This is a genomic window from Aeromonas sp. SCS5 (genome assembly GCF_001887375.1).
GTDB lineage: Bacteria > Pseudomonadota > Gammaproteobacteria > Enterobacterales > Aeromonadaceae > Aeromonas > Aeromonas jandaei.
The window spans coordinates 35,537-51,214 of sequence record NZ_LFCS01000014.1 but is presented as its reverse complement, the minus strand read 5'-3'; the positions used below and the strand labels follow the sequence as shown (position 1 = coordinate 51,214).

The 15,678-nt window shown below is 59.4% G+C and carries 20 protein-coding genes; 11 read left to right on the top strand and 9 right to left on the bottom strand.

What is annotated here, in order from left to right:
- Positions 1-126: 126 nt before the first annotated feature.
- The 3 genes from BS300_RS17425 (at position 127) to BS300_RS17415 (ending at position 4,233) form a co-directional block, all read left to right on the top strand.
- A complete protein-coding gene (locus BS300_RS17425) occupies positions 127-1,863 on the top strand; it encodes an ABC transporter transmembrane domain-containing protein (protein ID WP_042032062.1) in 1,737 nt (578 codons plus the stop codon).
- Complete coding sequence (locus BS300_RS17420; protein ID WP_071914282.1) at positions 1,860-3,611, top strand: ABC transporter transmembrane domain-containing protein; 1,752 nt, start codon at positions 1,860-1,862, stop codon at positions 3,609-3,611. Before BS300_RS17425 ends, BS300_RS17420 begins: the two co-directional genes overlap by 4 nt.
- Before the next feature lie 148 nt (positions 3,612-3,759).
- A complete protein-coding gene (locus BS300_RS17415) occupies positions 3,760-4,233 on the top strand; it encodes a DUF4442 domain-containing protein (protein ID WP_041210317.1) in 474 nt (157 codons plus the stop codon).
- An 84-nt stretch (positions 4,234-4,317) separates the two neighbouring features.
- On the opposite strand, the gene ybcJ is transcribed toward BS300_RS17415, so the two are convergent.
- Entirely contained in the window at positions 4,318-4,551 is a 234-nt protein-coding gene (ybcJ, locus tag BS300_RS17410; protein ID WP_033116144.1) for a ribosome-associated protein YbcJ, read from the bottom strand.
- A gap of 256 nt (positions 4,552-4,807) precedes the next feature.
- Here ybcJ and BS300_RS17405 point away from each other — a divergent pair, with 256 nt between their 5' ends.
- From BS300_RS17405 to pdxY, 3 genes are all read left to right on the top strand, one after another.
- Positions 4,808-5,371: a phaC PHA synthase gene (locus tag BS300_RS17405; protein ID WP_071914280.1), complete on the top strand. Its 564-nt coding sequence runs from the start codon at positions 4,808-4,810 to the stop codon at positions 5,369-5,371.
- A gap of 76 nt (positions 5,372-5,447) precedes the next feature.
- Positions 5,448-6,203, top strand: coding sequence for a DUF429 domain-containing protein (locus BS300_RS17400; protein ID WP_071914278.1), 756 nt, complete (start codon positions 5,448-5,450; stop codon positions 6,201-6,203).
- A gap of 164 nt (positions 6,204-6,367) precedes the next feature.
- The gene (gene pdxY / locus BS300_RS17395) at positions 6,368-7,231 is read left to right on the top strand and encodes a pyridoxal kinase PdxY (protein ID WP_071914276.1); all 864 of its coding nucleotides are present in this window, start codon (positions 6,368-6,370) and stop codon (positions 7,229-7,231) included.
- Positions 7,232-7,339: 108 nt separating this feature from the next.
- On the opposite strand, the gene BS300_RS17390 is transcribed toward pdxY, so the two are convergent.
- On the bottom strand, positions 7,340-8,458 hold the full coding sequence (locus BS300_RS17390) for a glycerol dehydrogenase (RefSeq protein WP_071914274.1): 1,119 nt from the start codon (positions 8,456-8,458) through the stop codon (positions 7,340-7,342).
- A 79-nt stretch (positions 8,459-8,537) separates the two neighbouring features.
- Here BS300_RS17390 and BS300_RS21205 point away from each other — a divergent pair, with 79 nt between their 5' ends.
- On the top strand, positions 8,538-8,735 hold the full coding sequence (locus BS300_RS21205) for a hypothetical protein (protein ID WP_143241838.1): 198 nt from the start codon (positions 8,538-8,540) through the stop codon (positions 8,733-8,735).
- Positions 8,736-8,756: 21 nt separating this feature from the next.
- Here BS300_RS21205 and BS300_RS17385 read toward each other — a convergent pair whose 3' ends face one another.
- From BS300_RS17385 to cyaB, 4 genes are all read right to left on the bottom strand, one after another.
- Positions 8,757-9,263: a GNAT family N-acetyltransferase gene (locus tag BS300_RS17385; protein WP_071914272.1), complete on the bottom strand. Its 507-nt coding sequence runs from the start codon at positions 9,261-9,263 to the stop codon at positions 8,757-8,759.
- An 88-nt stretch (positions 9,264-9,351) separates the two neighbouring features.
- Entirely contained in the window at positions 9,352-9,744 is a 393-nt protein-coding gene (locus BS300_RS17380) for an NUDIX domain-containing protein (RefSeq protein ID WP_071914270.1), read from the bottom strand.
- 20 nt (positions 9,745-9,764) lie between these two features.
- Positions 9,765-10,277: a DUF4823 domain-containing protein gene (locus BS300_RS17375; RefSeq protein WP_071914267.1), complete on the bottom strand. Its 513-nt coding sequence runs from the start codon at positions 10,275-10,277 to the stop codon at positions 9,765-9,767.
- A 55-nt stretch (positions 10,278-10,332) separates the two neighbouring features.
- Entirely contained in the window at positions 10,333-10,899 is a 567-nt protein-coding gene (gene cyaB / locus BS300_RS17370) for a class IV adenylate cyclase (protein ID WP_071914266.1), read from the bottom strand.
- A gap of 516 nt (positions 10,900-11,415) precedes the next feature.
- On the opposite strand from cyaB, the gene BS300_RS17365 reads away from it, so the two are divergent.
- Complete coding sequence (locus BS300_RS17365) at positions 11,416-12,261, top strand: DUF5718 family protein (RefSeq protein ID WP_071914371.1); 846 nt, start codon at positions 11,416-11,418, stop codon at positions 12,259-12,261.
- 58 nt (positions 12,262-12,319) lie between these two features.
- The gene (locus BS300_RS17360; protein ID WP_071914264.1) at positions 12,320-12,760 is read left to right on the top strand and encodes an acetyltransferase; all 441 of its coding nucleotides are present in this window, start codon (positions 12,320-12,322) and stop codon (positions 12,758-12,760) included.
- A 71-nt stretch (positions 12,761-12,831) separates the two neighbouring features.
- Here BS300_RS17360 and BS300_RS17355 read toward each other — a convergent pair whose 3' ends face one another.
- The 3 genes from BS300_RS17355 to BS300_RS21200 form a co-directional block, all read right to left on the bottom strand.
- Complete coding sequence (locus BS300_RS17355; protein ID WP_071914262.1) at positions 12,832-13,149, bottom strand: DUF4377 domain-containing protein; 318 nt, start codon at positions 13,147-13,149, stop codon at positions 12,832-12,834.
- 93 nt (positions 13,150-13,242) lie between these two features.
- The gene (locus BS300_RS17350; RefSeq protein ID WP_033116137.1) at positions 13,243-14,529 is read right to left on the bottom strand and encodes a citrate synthase; all 1,287 of its coding nucleotides are present in this window, start codon (positions 14,527-14,529) and stop codon (positions 13,243-13,245) included.
- Between the two features lie 180 nt (positions 14,530-14,709).
- Positions 14,710-14,898, bottom strand: a complete 189-nt coding sequence (locus tag BS300_RS21200) for a hypothetical protein (RefSeq protein WP_124242845.1) — start codon at positions 14,896-14,898, stop codon at positions 14,710-14,712.
- A 64-nt stretch (positions 14,899-14,962) separates the two neighbouring features.
- Between BS300_RS21200 and sdhC the strand changes: the two genes are divergently transcribed.
- Positions 14,963-15,340: a succinate dehydrogenase cytochrome b556 subunit gene (sdhC, locus tag BS300_RS17345; protein WP_041210307.1), complete on the top strand. Its 378-nt coding sequence runs from the start codon at positions 14,963-14,965 to the stop codon at positions 15,338-15,340.
- Entirely contained in the window at positions 15,334-15,678 is a 345-nt protein-coding gene (gene sdhD / locus BS300_RS17340) for a succinate dehydrogenase, hydrophobic membrane anchor protein (protein WP_041210306.1), read from the top strand. The genes sdhC and sdhD overlap by 7 nt, the downstream gene beginning before the upstream one ends.

Here is a 15,678-nt window from a genome sequence, read left to right as displayed (position 1 = left end):
ATATGATGACCCTTCGATTCAAATCGCCTCCAGCCGGAGGCGATTGTTTTCATTTCTGATGTCGACCCGTGAGAATGCTGTCTGCATCTGTGCGTTATGGCAGTTAAAAGGGCAAAGGTTGGTGGTGTGAGCGTATTTATACGATTGAGCTGGTTTTTCAGGGAGCAGTGGCGGCGGTATCTTATTGCCATATCTCTGCTGATGGTGGTGGCCTTGTTGACCGTCATTCCTCCCAAAGTGGTCGGCTGGGTGGTGGACGGCATTACCAGGGGATCCCTCGATAGCGCAACGCTGACGGGCTATCTGGCCGGACTGTTTGGCCTCGGTTTACTCATCTACATGCTGCGTTATGCCTGGCGAGTCATGCTGTTTGGCGCCTCGTACCGGCTAGCCTTTGTGCTGCGCAACCGTCTGTTCAGCCATTTCACCAGGATGAGCCCCGATTTCTACCAGCGCCACCGTACCGGCGATCTGATGGCCCACGCCACCAACGATATCCAGGCGGTGGAGATGACTGCCGGGGAAGGGGTCTTGACCCTGGTGGACTCCATCATGGTCGGGGTGCTGGTGCTCTCCATCATGTGCAGCCAGTACTCCTGGCAACTGACTCTGCTCTCCCTGTTGCCACTGCCGGTGATGGCTTTTTTCATGAACCGCTTTGGCAAGCAGATCTACAAGCAGTTCAAATCAGCGCAGGGGGCCTTTTCCAAACTCAACAACAAAACCCAGGAGGCGCTCTCCGGTGTGCGAGTGCTCAAGTCCTACGCCGTTGAATCCCTAGAAGATCAAGGTTTTGCCGAACTGACCCGGCAGGCCGGGGAACGCAACATGGCGGTGGCCCGCATCGATGCCAAGTTCGATCCCGTCATCTATCTCTGCATCGGTTGCTCCTATTTTCTGGCGGTGGCGGGTGGCAGCGCGCTGGTACTCCGTGACGAGCTGACCCTGGGGGAGCTCACCAGTTTCACCATGTACCTCGGCCAGCTGATCTGGCCCATGTTCGCCATCGCCTGGCTGTTCAACATCATAGAGCGCGGCAGTGCCGCCTATTCGCGGATTGAAAGTCTGCTCGGCGAGCGCAGCGATATCGAAGAGCCGGCTCACCCGCTTGCGTTGGTCTCGCCCTTCCCGTTGCAAGCCCGCGATGTGGGGTACCAGCTTGAGCAGCGAACCCTGTTGCAGAGTGTGGATTTCACCCTGCAAGCTGGCGGTATGCTGGGGATTGTCGGGCGTACCGGTGCTGGTAAAAGTTCTCTGCTCAAACTGCTGATGCGGCTGGCCAATCCCACTGCGGGAGAGATCCGCATGGGGGATATTCCCATCTCGCAACTTGCGCTGGGTGAGCTGCGCAGCCAGTTTGCCTATGTGCCGCAGGAGCCATTCCTGTTTTCCACCACCATCGCTGCCAACATCGCCCTTGGTCGGCCTGATGCCAGCCGCGAGGAGGTTGAGCGGGTGGCGCGGATCGCCTGTGTCCATGACGACATCAGCCGTTTCCCCAAAGGCTACGAGACCGAAGTGGGGGAGAAGGGGGTGACCCTCTCCGGCGGCCAGAAGCAGCGGCTCGCCATCGCCCGTGCTCTGCTGCTGGAGGCGCCTATTCTGGTGCTCGATGATGCGCTCTCGGCGGTGGATGCCCACACCGAGCAGCAGATCCTGCACGCTCTCAAGGCGCACAAGCGCACCCTTATTCTGGTCAGCCACCGGATGACGGCGGTGGAGCAGGCCGATGAAATTCTGGTACTGGAGCAGGGGGCAGTCAGTGAGCGTGGCCGACACGGCGCCCTGATGGCTCACAACGGCTGGTATGCAGATATGGTGCGTTACCAGCGTCTCGAAGAAGCAGTGGAGGAGAGCCTGTGAACCCGACCATCAAACGGCTGCTCGCCTACTGTGCCCGTTATCCACGCTGGCTGATCCAGGCCGGGCTCTGCTTGCTGTTGGCCACCGGTGCCGAAGTGGCGGGCCCCCTGCTCATCAAACTGTTCATCGATGACTATCTGACACCACGCCAGCTGGTGTGGCCCGTCATTGCGGCCATTGCTGCCGGCTATCTCGGTTTGCAGGTGCTCTCTGCCGCGGGTTTCTACCTGCAATCCCTGCGCTTTAACCGCATCGCTCAGGCGGTGGTGCAAACCTTGCGCGAGCAGGTATTTGCCACCGCGATCCGGTTGCCGGCCCGCTACTTTGACCAGCATCGCTCCGGCTCGCTGATTTCCCGCATCACCAACGACACCGAGGCGATCATGAACCTCTACGTGCAGGTGATTGGGCTGCTGGTGCAGAAGGTGGTGCTCTTGTGCGGCATTCTCATCTCCATGGCGCTGCTGGATCTGCGGCTGATGCTGGTGTGTGCCTGCCTGTTGCCAGCGGTGGGCGGAGTGATGTGGCTTTACCAGAAACTGAGCGTGCCTGTAGTGCGGGCGACCCGCAGCCTGCTCTCCGACATCAACAGCCGTCTCAACGAGTCGCTGCAGGGGATGCCGGTCATTCAGGCCATGGTGCAGGAGCGCCATTTTGCCAACGCCTTTGCCGAGGTGAACCAGCAGCACTGGGCGGCGCGCCTCAAGAGCCTCAAGATCAACGGCATCCTGCTGCGCCCGCTAATCGATCTCTTCTACATGATGGTGCTGATCGGTCTGTTGGCACTGTTTGCCCGCGAGGGGCTGAGTAGCGCGGGTGCCATTCAGGTGGGGGTGCTCTACGCCTTTATCAGCTATCTGGGGCGGATGATTGAGCCGCTTATCGAGATGACCAACCAGCTCAACCAGCTGCAGCAGGCGATGGTGGCGGGGGAGCGGGTCTTTGCCCTGCTCGATGAAACCCGCGAGAGCACCGATGGCGAGCAGCTCCCGCTGGAAGGGCGGGTCAGTTTCGAGCGGGTGGGATTCTCCTACGATGGCGAGCAGCAGGTGCTGCGCGACATAAGCTTCACTGCCAAACCGGGCCAGATGCTGGCGCTGGTGGGCCACACCGGCAGCGGCAAGTCCACCATCATCAGCCTGCTGATGGGCTTCTACCCGCTGGATCAGGGCACCATCCGCTTCGATGATCACCCGATGGCGAGCCTGTCGCTCTCGGCGGTGCGCCGCAGCATCGGGCTGGTGCAGCAAGATCCCTTTATCTTCGTCGGTACCCTGGCCGAGAACCTGCGCCTCGGTCGGGCCGGCATCGACGAGGCACGGCTGTGGCAGGCGCTGACCGAGGTACAACTGACCGAGTTTGTGCGCAGCCTGCCGGAGGGGTTGAACACCCTGATGGAGGAGGGGGGCAAGAATCTCTCCGCCGGGCAGCGCCAGCTGCTCTCCTTTGCCCGCGCGCTGGTGGGCGATCCGCGCATCCTCATTCTGGACGAGGCGACTGCCAGCGTGGACTCCCAGACCGAGTTGGCCCTCTCTTCGGCACTGGCGGCGGCGCGCCGCGGTCGCACCACCATCGCCATCGCCCACCGCCTCTCGACCATCGTCGATGCGGACGAGATCCTGCTGCTCTCTCGCGGGCAGGTGAACGAGCGGGGCAGCCATGGCGAGTTGATGGCCCTCGGCGGTCACTATGCCCAGTTGTTCGAGATGCAGAGTCAGGGGGCCTGGCTCGAAGAGAAGCGGGCCTGATCGACCGGCAAATGCACAAAGAGGGAACCGTTGCGGTTCCCTCTTTTTTTGGGCAATGAAATAGCGGCAAGCGTGATCCGCGTCCTTGTCCAATGATGGGCATGCTGGCAACATGTTGTTTACATCAACTCATCGGATCAGTTCGCATATGGATTTGCAACGTTTGAAGGCCAACCTGGCGCTGCGGCTCTTTGCCTGGCGCTACATTCCCGTCATCGGTTTTTGTGCCCCGATCATCGAAGAGATGAACGCCAAGGCGCTGCGCATTCGCATTCCCCTTGGCTGGCGTACCCGCAACCATCTGGGCAGCATGTATTTTGGCGCGCTGGCCACCGGCGCCGATCTGGTGGGCGGGTTGCTGGTGATGGAGAAGGGACGACAGCGACGCAAGAAGGTGCATTTCGCCTTCAAGGATGTACAGGGGGAGTTTTTGAAGCGGCCCGAGGGGGATGTACAGTTTGACTGCGCAGCGGGGGAGGAGATCGACGCCATGATCGATGAATCGCTCGCCACTGGCCAGCGCATCAACCGCCCCATCCAGGTGGTGGCAACCTGTCCCTCTCTGAACGGAGATGAGGCGATGGCGCGCTTCGTATTGACCCTCTCGATCAAGGCCAGCTGACGCGCTCAAGAGATACGCCCGTGCGGGCTGCTCAAACGCTCCGCCAGCAGATCTGGCGGAGCGGTGGTAATCAGCCGTGGCCGATCACTCGATCTCCGGGCTCATTCCCTCTTTGACCACAACCTTCATGCCGTTGAAGTTGACTACCTGCTCGGCCACGATCTTGCAGCGCTTGCGGGTCTCTACCTGACCGTCCACTTCGACCAGCCCTTCGGCGACGAGCGCCTTGGCCGCGCCGCCACAATCGGCCCAACCCTGATGCTTGATAAGGTCACACAAGGCAACGAAGGGGTGACCTTCGAGCAGAAACGTCTCCATGGAAAATCCTCTAACTGGATGAATGCCGGACGTGGCAGGGCGGCTATTTTAGGCAGTTCACCCCGGCAAGGAAAGGGAAGGGGGCTGATGGCCGTGAAAAATGGCCGGACACAGGCGGCCTTTTTGCGTGCCACCCCGCATTTGGCTGCTGGCTGGGACGCCTGATGACGCAGCGCGTCCCTGGCGCTGTCCCCTCGGTACTCCCCGACTGTTAGCATGCTCCTTTTCCTGCTGATGCAACTGCAAGGATCATCCCATGACACTCTCCCGACTGCTGCTGGCCTGCAGCGCCCTCACGCTGTGCGACGTAGCGCAAGCCAGTACGCCGGTACAGTTTTCCCTGCCCGGGGTCAATCTGCCTGCCTCCCATCAGGTGGAAGGGGCGCGCGCCTCGCTGCTGTACGGTCGTACCGGTCAGGTGAAGGGGATCGATCTGCCGGTGTTTGCCCTCTCCGATGTGGATCGGTTCAGTGGCCTGCAGCTCGGGATCTTTCTCGGTGCCGGCCGGGTGCGCCACCAGTTTGGCGGGGTGGCCATCAATGCCGTCAACTGGCATGAGGGGCAGGATACCGGCGTCAATCTCGGGCTGGTCAACCTGACCAACAACGTACAGGGGATCAATTGGGGGGCGGTCAATATCGCCAAAGGCAATGCGCTGGCCAACGTCGGGCTGGTCAACTATGCCGAGCGCACCACCTTCCAGATCGGTTTTATCAATGCCACCAAACACCTCGACGGCTTGCAGATCGGGTTGGCCAACTATGCCGCCAACGGTGTTTTCCCCATTTTGCCGCTGGTGAACTTCCAGAAATCGTTCTGAGTAGGTTGTTCGCTTTGCGTTAAGCGCCTTGGCTGATTACCCTGTGCCCCTTCTATCCGTGACACAGAGGTAACAGATGACGGCAGGGCAGATGAGTGCAATCGGAATTGGCTGGGATGTGCGGGGCTGGCAGGGCAGCGCCCAGGCGGTGGCCGTGGTGGGTTGGCAGGCCGACTCCAACCGCCTGCACTGGCTCGGGGTCTCGCCGCTGTTTCGCCTGAGCTCACGGGTCGCGCCGGATCTGGCTGCCTTGCTGCATCCGGCCCTGCAGGACGAAGCCTTGCTTGCGCAGGTCGCGGCCTGCCCGCAACTGGCGCTCGGTATCGATGCGCCGCTCGCCTTTCCCCGCGCCTTGCGCGACCTGCTTAACGGCCGGCCGCTCTCCTGCGCCGTGCCCGAGCGGGAGATCGACAACCCCTACGCCTATCGCGACTGCGAGCGCTGGTTGTATCAGCAATATGGCAAGAAGCCGCTGTCGGCCACCTTCGACCGGCTCGGCAACAACGCCACTCTGGCGCTCTCCATGCTGCCCAATCTGCCTGATCTGCAACTGGTGCCGACCGTCGCCCCGCAGGCCAGTCGCGCCGTGCTGGAGGTCTATCCGGCGCTGGCCAAGGTTGCGGGCAAGGCATCCCCTGCCAGACCCGAGCTGGCGGCGCTGCTGCCTGCCGATGTGGTGCCGGATACGGATCGCTACGATGCGGCGCTGTGTGCCCTGATGGCGCTGCAATATGCCGCTGGCGGTCGGGTCGCCCAACTGCCCGTCCTGTTGACTCCGCCAGCCGGGATGGCGCTGGATGAGGGGTGGGTCTACCACTTCGCTCGTCCATAGCGAGCAGAAAAAACGAACGCAAAGCAGTGCCGAATGGCATGGCTTCAGGCCAAAAGCCTGCGTTTAATCAGGAAAATGCCGGTTCGTGCCGTGACAGGGTGGCAATCCAATATCTTCATCCGATATATTGCCCCCTTTGCTGATCCTTTGTTGTGGTGATCCCGATGAAATCCGTTATCTCTATTCAGTCCCACGTGGTGTTCGGCTGTGCCGGCAACAGCGCCGCCGTCTTCCCCATGCGCCGTCTGGGTGTCGACGTGTGGCCTGTCAATACGGTGCAGTTTTCCAACCATACCCAGTACGCACAGGGCTGGCAGGGGATGGCGATGCCGGCGGGACACATCAGCGCGCTGGCTGAAGGGCTGGGCAATATCGGGGTGCTGGGCCAGTGCGATGCGGTACTGAGCGGCTACCTCGGTTCGGCCGAGCAGGGGGACGAGATCCTCAAGGTGGTCAACGCCGTCAAGGCGGCCAATCCCGATGCCATCTACTTCTGCGATCCGGTGATGGGGCATCCCGAGAAGGGGTGCATCGTCGCCCCCGGCGTCACCCGTTTTCTGACCGAGCAGGCGCTGCCGGTGGCCGACATGATGGCACCCAACCTGCTGGAGCTGGAGACCCTCTGCGATACCCATCTGGCGGATCTGGCGCAGACCCGCGCCGCCGCTCATCAGCTGCTGGCCCGTGGCGTCAAGCTGGTACTGGTCAAGCATCTGGGGCGCGCGGCGCAAGACCCGAGCCGCTTCGAGATGCTGCTGGCCACCCCGGATGGGGATTATCTGATTGCCCGCCCGCTCTACGACTTTGCCCGCCAGCCGGTCGGGGTTGGCGATCTTATCAGCGCCCTGATGCTGGCCAACCTGCTGACCGGTCACGATGCGGTGAGCGCCTTTGAGCGTACCAATGCGGCGGTGGACGCCGTGCTGCAAGAGACCTGGCGCCAGCAGGCTTACGAGCTGCAACTCATCGCCGCGCAAGAGGCCTTTGCCCTGCCTGGGGTTGACGTGCGGGCGGTTAAGCTACCCTGAGTCAACGCAGACGTTCGTCTATCCCGACAATAGATGGATTGCAGATGAAAAAGGCTTGCCAATGGGCAAGCCTTTTTGCTGTTTGCCGCATCGGGTGCGGCAAATCAATCAGGCGCGGGGATGGCGGAGACGATAACGCGCTGCCATGGCATTGGCCGCTACCATGGCGGCGTAGACATCCTGTTCACTGACTGTCATCGGCATGTTGCCCATGGTATCGAGGGGATCGCAGGCCAGCTGTGCCACCTTGCGCCACTCGCTCTCATGGAAGTGGGTGAGCCCGAGCTCTTGCAGCGTCATCGGCAGGCCTGCACAGTCGATGATGCGCAACACCTCATCAAGTTCATGTTGTGGGGCGCGCTCAAGCACCAGCTGGGTCAGCAGGCCGAAGACTACCTTCTCGCCATGCTGGGCACGATGAAGTTCAGCGATCAGTGACATGCCATTGTTGACGGCATGGGCAGCGGCCAGCCCACCGGCTTCTGCACCGACCCCGCTGAGGTAGATGGTGGCCTCGATGACCTGCTCCAGCGCCGGAGTGGAGACATGGTGGCGTATCGCATCCATGGCCAGCTCGATGTTTTCCCCCAGCAGCTCATAACAGAGCTTTGCCAGACCCAGCCCGGTACGTGAAGGGCGCTTGCCAACCAGATTGAGCCCGTCGGCCCGATAGCAGGCGCGCGCTTCGAAATAGGTGGCCAGGGCATCGCCGACACCTGCGGAAAAGAAGCGGGGAGGGGCGGCAGCAATGAGGGCTGTGTCAGCCAGAACCACGTCCGGATTTTGCGGCAGGAACAGATAGCGTTCAAATTCGCCCGCCTGGTTGTAGATGACAGCCAATGCCGTACAGGGGGCATCCGTGGAGGCAATCGTCGGGAACAGCACAACCGGACGACGCAGATAGAAGGCCACGGCCTTGGCGACATCCAGCGTCTTGCCGCCGCCGATCCCGACAATCACGTTCGCGCCATATTGCTCGGCAAGGTGGGTCAGACGCTGGATCTCCTGTTCAGTGCATTCGTAGCGAAACTTGTCGACCACTCCACTGAGCCCTGCCTGCAGGATCCCCGCCAGGGCCTCCTCTTGCACCCGCTCAAGAATGAACTCGTCGCTGATGAGCAGTGCATTGTCACCAAAATCTTTAACGTGCTCATGGAGTTGCGGGAGAAGGTGTTGGCCGATGATGAACTTTTTTGGGGAGGTGACAGTACGGGGCAAAGTAGGCATCCATTATTCCTCAAGGCAGTGAACAACATAGGTTTGATTATCAAATGGGTCTCACACGATACGCCTGCTGAAGCAAGAGATGAACAAGAAATGGGGCTCGTATTATCCCTTAATTAATCAAATTGTTTGTTTTGTTGTATTTTTGCGCGAGCGATGGCGGGGGTTGAGGGGGACAGGATCAATGGCTGTTTCGTTGCTGCCTGTCGCAAGCCTATTGCTGCAACAAAAAGTCACGCTGCCACAAGCAGGGCCGGTCAGATCGGCCCTGCTGTTTTGATAAGAGAAGCGGGAGGAGTGTTCAGAGCGTCTTGTAGAAGATAACCGTCGCCGCCAGCTTGCCGTCGGCACCGAGGGCAAAATGGGGGATCTGGCCAGCCTCCTGATAGCCGAGTTGACGATAGAGGTGCGAAGCCACGTCACCGGCGCGAGTATCCAGCACCAGCAGCGAACGGCCCGCGGCATAGGCGTCTTGCTCCATCGCCTGCATCAGCGCACGGCCAATACCTTTGCCTCTCGCCGCTTGCAGTACCATCAGTTTTTCCACCTCGGCCCGGTGGCGGCCATTGGCCTTGCCGCAGAGTGAGAGCTGAACGGCGCCCACAACGGCTTGCTGCTCAAGGGCAAGCCACAGTTTTCGGCCCCCTGATGCCAGCTCTGCCGCAACCCCTTGCCAGTATTTAGCCCCATCCTCAACACGGAGGGGCGGTAAAAAACCGACCGAGGCACCGCTGTCGACACAATCCTGCAGCAGGGCGATGAGGGCGGGCAGCAGATCCTCGATAGCGGGTACGTCAATAATCTCCATCCGACATCCTTTTCGTTGTGTGAACGGCACCCTGCCTGCGGTTCAGCCACAGTGTGCTCGGGCCGTGATGCAAGGAGGCTGTGGCCAGTTAGCGGATCAGCCCCTGCTCCTTGAGCCAGCCAAAGAGCAGGCGGGAGACGGGGGATAGCTCGTCGAGATGGCTGCTGTCGAACCAGCGCAGCTCGGCAATCTCGGCCGAGGCAACCGGGTTGCCGCTGGCTTGGCCGGTGTAGCAGCGCAGTCGCACCTCGACCCCGGCCGGTTTGCCATCGGCCTGGGCGCTGAACTCGCAGGCAAAGCGCAGGGTATCGGGTTGCAGGGTGACGGCCAGCTCCTCGTCAATCTCGCGGATCAGGGCCGCTTCGTCGCTCTCGCCCGGCTCGCGCTTGCCGCCGGGGATGTAGTAGATGGCTTTGCCGTGGGAGCGGGCGCAGAGCAGTTGCTGATCCTTGAAGGTGAGCCAGGCGAGTTTGTCGATCATCGTTATCTCTCTTTATTCCGTTAGTAGAGGCTATTCACGTATTTTTCGGCGGGCTCTGCCAACAAATCCTGTGGGTGGTCACCACCGAACGTCAGCCATTTGCTTTTACCTTTGAACGAACTGTTGGCGATGCTTTTTTTGCTCTGGGTATCGTAGATAACAACTTGAATTTCAATCACATCTGGCTTGCCTGACCATTCGGTTGCCCGCTCTTCCCAATGGAGGATAACGGGTTTTACATAGTATCTGAATTCGGTTGGTGTGATGGTGTTCAGGCAAGCATTGCCATGACAACGGGTTGTCAGCTCGACGTTGTGGGCTTTTTTGGAAAATGCCGCATAGATAGCTTGGGCTGTCATTTGTCCCGAGTTCTGATACTGGGTCGTTTCATAGGAGCCATCTTGAGGCTGAGAAATAAGCACTCCCTGAGTGGCATCGAGTTTCTGGGTGATGGCTTGTACATCAGATTGTTGATATGTAGAACTGCATCCGGCGGCGAGCAATGAGACGATTGCACATAGATAGTGTTTCAAAATACATTCCCTTGTTTGATTTATAGGTATTACATCGTAGGTAATACAATGATTTTTATATCAAAAACATGTCATCGACTTCTTGATTGAGTTCACATAACGCTTTGTAAGAACGATGCTCACGTCTCTTTAACCCCAACTTTTTTGCAAGATTATGCAGTGCGTACCGATATTCCTCTAGCCGGTTTTCGTCATCGGTCATGATGGCCAGCTCGGCAAAATCGCCGATCCCGGCCAGATGATCCAGGGTGACGTGAAACGGGCCAAGGAAGTAGATACTGCGCTGTTTGGTGATCTCGAGGATCTGCCGGTAGTTCATGGTCAAAAGCATGCTGGCAGCCTTGTCGGCATCGCTGATATTGACCGCTTCGCAGCGATCCGCCTCGGGCCCCTTGACGATCCAGAGCTGGATGCCGGAGGGCTCCATGGTGCGGATCGCCAGACTCTTGCCTGCGCGGGCAAGGGCGTTGTCCGGCGTGTCGAAGTAGCGATCCCGCTCCAGATTGTCTTTCAGCATCACCTCTGGATTGAGGGCGAGCAGCGCCTTGAGGAAGGCGGGGCGATCTGCCAGCCGGTATTTGAGCTCGACTTCGAAGCGGCCCTGAAAGTGTGTCTGTGACATCAAGAAGATCCCTCTGTGAGTCTGTGTGGCAGGCAGCCTAGCAAAGTTGGTGCGCAGGCCAAAGAGAAGAAAGGGAGAAAGAGATCGGAAGATGGCCGCTGGGGGCTCGGCGGGCAGCCTGCGGGGCGGAGAGGTGGCCAAACTGGTCACTATAAGTAGAATTTATGCCTTTTGGCTGAGTGCCCTCATTTTTGTTTATATCGATTGGTGAGCTCGGTTTTCGGTTGTTGCACCCTGTTTTTCGCCTCTCCGGGGCGTTGGCCGCTTGCAGCAAGGCAGATCTGTTGCTGCTGGCGACAAGAGGACCGGCCCGGGTGGCGGACGAGGTGGACGAGGTGGATGAGGTGACAGAAATGGCGCAAGGCGTCGCCAGTCGGGGCCAAAAAAGCGGGCTGGCGCACACCGCCGCAGGGCCGGACTGGGCGAAGGCGGGGGCCTTGTGGTTTAATCTTGCCACTTTAGCGGTAGTGGGCGACGAGCCTGCTACCTTGCGTTGGCAAGATGCAGGTGAGCAAGATGCAAGTGACAGCAGAGAGCAAGTTTATCGGACTCGGGGTAGCGGGCAATTTCGCCGGTCATCTGGAGCAGGCGGGCGAAGCGTCGGATTTCGTGGCGGTCGTGGTGCGCGATACCACCGCGCCCAAGGCACTGTTCCCCTTCTTCGTGCCGGGCCATCCGGGTCAGCTCGGGGTGTTCCCGCTGAGCAATAACGCCATCTTCCTGCCGGAAGCGGCGGTCAGCGGTGACGAGAAGGTGCAGATAGAGCCGGAAGTGGCGCTCTGGTGCGAGCTGGAGTATGCCGGCAAGCAGGTGGTGGCGATCCATCCCCGTGCCTTTGGCGCCTATAACGACTGCTCCATCCGTCGTCCCAATGCCAAGAAGATCAGCGAGAAGAAGAACTGGGGCGAAGAGAGCAAGGGGTTGGCGGCCAAGCTGCTGCCGCTTTCCGGTTTTGCCGCCGGCTGCGAGCTCGATGACTATCGCATCGCCTGCTATCTGGAGCGCGATGGCGAGCTGCATGCTTACGGGGTAGACAGCGCCGCCATCGACTACAGCTACTTCCACGGCAAGCTGCTCGACTGGGCCATCGACAAGTTCAACCATCAGCAGGATGAAGGGCCTGCGGAGCACATTCAGGGGCTGCTGGCGCAGGCGGGGCATCCTCCCCACGCGCTCATCAGCATCGGCGCCACCCGTTATACCCCGTTTGGCGAGACCCACTTCCTCAAGCCAGGCGACACCTCCTGCGTGGTGGTCTATCCGGGCAGCCGCTATAGCGAAGCGGAGATCCGCGAGGCGATCCGTACCCGCAGTTTTGGTGCCGATGTGTCGGTGCTGCTGCAGGCGGTGCAGGCGCGCTAATCAGATTGGCCCGCGGGGAGGCAACTGTCATCCTGCGGGCTGCAACAAAGAGTCATTGATGAAGATTGATACTGTAACGCGGGCCGATTATCCGGCCCTGATCACGCTGTGGGAGGCCTCGGTGCGGGCGACCCACCACTTTCTGCCCGAGGCCGAGATCCTCGCGCTCAAACCGCTTATTCTGGAGCACTACTTCGATGCGGTAACACTGCACTGTGCCCGGACGGAGGAGGGGCGCATTGCCGGTTTTTGCGGGCTATGCGATGGCAAGATAGAGATGCTGTTTGTGGCGCCGGCGGTGCGCGGCAGTGGCGTGGGTCGCCGGCTGGTGGAACATGCCATCAGCCAGTGCGGCGCGACGCTGGTTGACGTCAACGAGCAGAATGAGCAGGCGGTGGGTTTCTATCAAAAGATGGGGTTCGCCGTGACGGGCCGCTCGCCGCTGGATGGCCAGGGTAAACCCTATCCCTTGCTCCATATGGCATTGCCGCCGCGATAGTCGCTCAAGTGAAGTGAAAGTGATAACAAACGGGGGATGGCCTGCGCCATCCCCCGTTTTTGATCCTGCCGTTACTTGCTGGCGACCTTGCTGACCACCTTGATCAGCTGGTAGCGCAAGGAAGGGGCATCCGCCGGCACGTTGGTGAGCTGCTCCTTGCTCACGGTGAGCTGATACTGGTAGCCCGGCTCGAACTGGAAGCCTTCAATGTTCTGGTAGAAGAGCGTCCAGGGTTGCTGCTCGTCGCTGCGCACCAGCATGCACTGCATCGGACCGACCCCGACACAATCGACCAGCTGGCTGTTGATGTAGAGGGTCTCACCCTGTGGGGCCGTGGTGCCCTGACAGGCGGTGAGCAGCAGGGCGGCGCTGACAAGCAGAGGTTTCATGGTGGACTCCTTCGAATTGAAAGGGGCATTAGAGCGACAAATAAAAAGGCGGTCAATGACCGCCTTTGTAACAAACCATGTCGACTCAAGCGCTTAGCGCTCGTCGATCGGGACGAACTTGCGCAGCGGCTCACCGATGTAGAGCTGGCGCGGACGACCGATCTTGCCATCCGGATCGGAGTGGAACTCGTTCCAGTGGGCGATCCAGCCGATGGTGCGGGAGATGGCAAAGATCACGGTGAACATGTTCATCGGGATGCCGATCGCCTTCATGATGATGCCTGAGTAGAAGTCCACGTTCGGGTAGAGCTTCTTGTCGACGAAGTAGGGGTCGGAGAGCGCAATGCGCTCCAGCTCCATGGCGACGTCGAGCAGCGGATCCTTGATCTGCAGCTCCTTGAGCACTTCGTGGCAGGTCTCGCGCATCACCTGGGCACGGGGGTCATAGTTCTTGTAGACCCGGTGACCGAAGCCCATCAGACGGAACGAGTCGTTCTTGTCCTTGGCGCGGGCGATGTATTCGGGGATACGATCCACCGAGCCGATCTCCTCCAGCATGCGCAGGCAGGCCTCGTTGGCACCACCGTGAGCCGGGCCCCACAGGGAGGCGATACCGGCCGCGATACAGGCAAACGGGTTGGCGCCGGAGGAGCCAGCCAGACGAACGGTCGAGGTAGAGGCATTCTGCTCGTGATCAGCGTGCAGGGTGAAGATGCGATCCATGGCGCGCTCGACCACCGGGTTGACCTTGTACTCTTCGGTCGGCACCGCAAACATCATGTGCAGGAAGTTGCCGGCGTAGGAGAGGGCGTTGCGCGGTTGCATGAACGGCTGGCCGATGGAGTACTTGAAGCACATGGCGGCCAGGGTCGGCATCTTGGAGAGCAGGCGGAAGGCGCAGATCTCGCGATGCTGTTCGTTATTGATATCGAGGGCGTCGTGATAGAAAGCGGAGAGGGCACCCACCACGCCACACATGATGGCCATGGGGTGGGAGTCACGACGGAAGCCGCGGAAGAAGAAGGCAATCTGCTCGTGCACCATGGTGTGACGGGTTACGGTGCGCTGGAATTCGGCGAACTGGGCCTTGGTCGGCGCCTCGCCGTAGAGCAGGATGTAGCAGACTTCGAGGTAGTTGGACTCTTTGGCCAACTGGGCGATGGGGTAACCACGGTGCAGCAAGACACCCTGATCCCCGTCGATATAGGTAATGGCGGACTTGCAAGAACCGGTCGCCATGAAGCCCGGGTCAAAGGTGAAATACCCTTGTGCGCCCAGTTTTCTGACATCAATGACATCCGGTCCGACTGTTCCGGAGAGGATCGGCAATTCAACCGGATCTTTCCCGGGCAGGTGTAGGGTGGCTATCTTATCAGCCATAGCACGTCTCCTTTGCTCTTTATAATTTGGTTCCAGTCCTACTCTATTACGACTTTTATGACGCTGGCAAAGGTTGTTACCCATACCGAGGTGGCTGGAGCGCCTTATTTGAAACAGAGTTCCCTATCAATGTCAATTTTGCTGGATGGCCATTAATTAAATGTTAAATAAAATATGCGATCAGGTTTGCGGTTTTGTGTTTTCTTTGTAGCTATTTGATTGTCTTCGGTTAAGCCCGCCGATATACTGCGCCACGTGGGTCATGGCTGCGGGTGTTTGAAACGCTTTGGCAAAGCCTGATGTGAAACCGAAAACCGGATTTTTGGCTTTTTCAGAGTGTTTTGGTAACAAATAACCAACAATCACCATCCCGTGCCCTCAGAAACGAGTTAAAACAATAACTAACGTGCTCAATGGAGCTGAGTGGGCAAGCGTGAAAAAGAAACAGAGACCGGTCAACCTCGACCTACAGACGATCAGCTTTCCTGTCACTGCCATTGCATCCATCCTGCACCGTGTATCAGGGGTAATCACCTTTGTTGCACTGGGCATCTTGCTGTGGATGCTTGGTACTTCACTCGCCTCTCCCGAAGGGTTTGAAACCGTGGTTGCCATCATGGACAACTTCCTGGTCAAACTCGTGCTGTGGGGGATCCTGACTGCGCTGGCATACCACATCGTGGGCGGCTTGCGTCATCTGGTCATGGATATGGGCTATTGGGAAGAGCTGGAATCCGGCAATCAGAGCGCCCGTGTGGCCTTCGTGATCACCGCGGTTCTGGCAGTATTGGCGGGAGTGCTTGTATGGTAACCAATTCTGCAACCTTCGGGCGCAGCGGCGTACACGATTACATCCTGATCCGCGCCACCGCCCTCATCATGAGCTGTTATGTCCTCTATCTGGTCGGTTTTGTCGCGTTCAACGACATCACCTACGAGGTGTGGACCGGCTTTTTCGCCAACACCTTCACCAAGGTCTTCACCCTGTTGGCTCTGCTGTGCGTACTGATCCATGCCTGGATCGGTCTGTGGCAGGTGCTGACCGACTATATCAAGCCAGTGGGATTGCGCGGTGCGCTGCAGTTCGCGCTGGTCGTGGTGCTGTTTGTCTATCTGATGACGGGTTTCGTCGTGCTGTGGGGTGTGTAA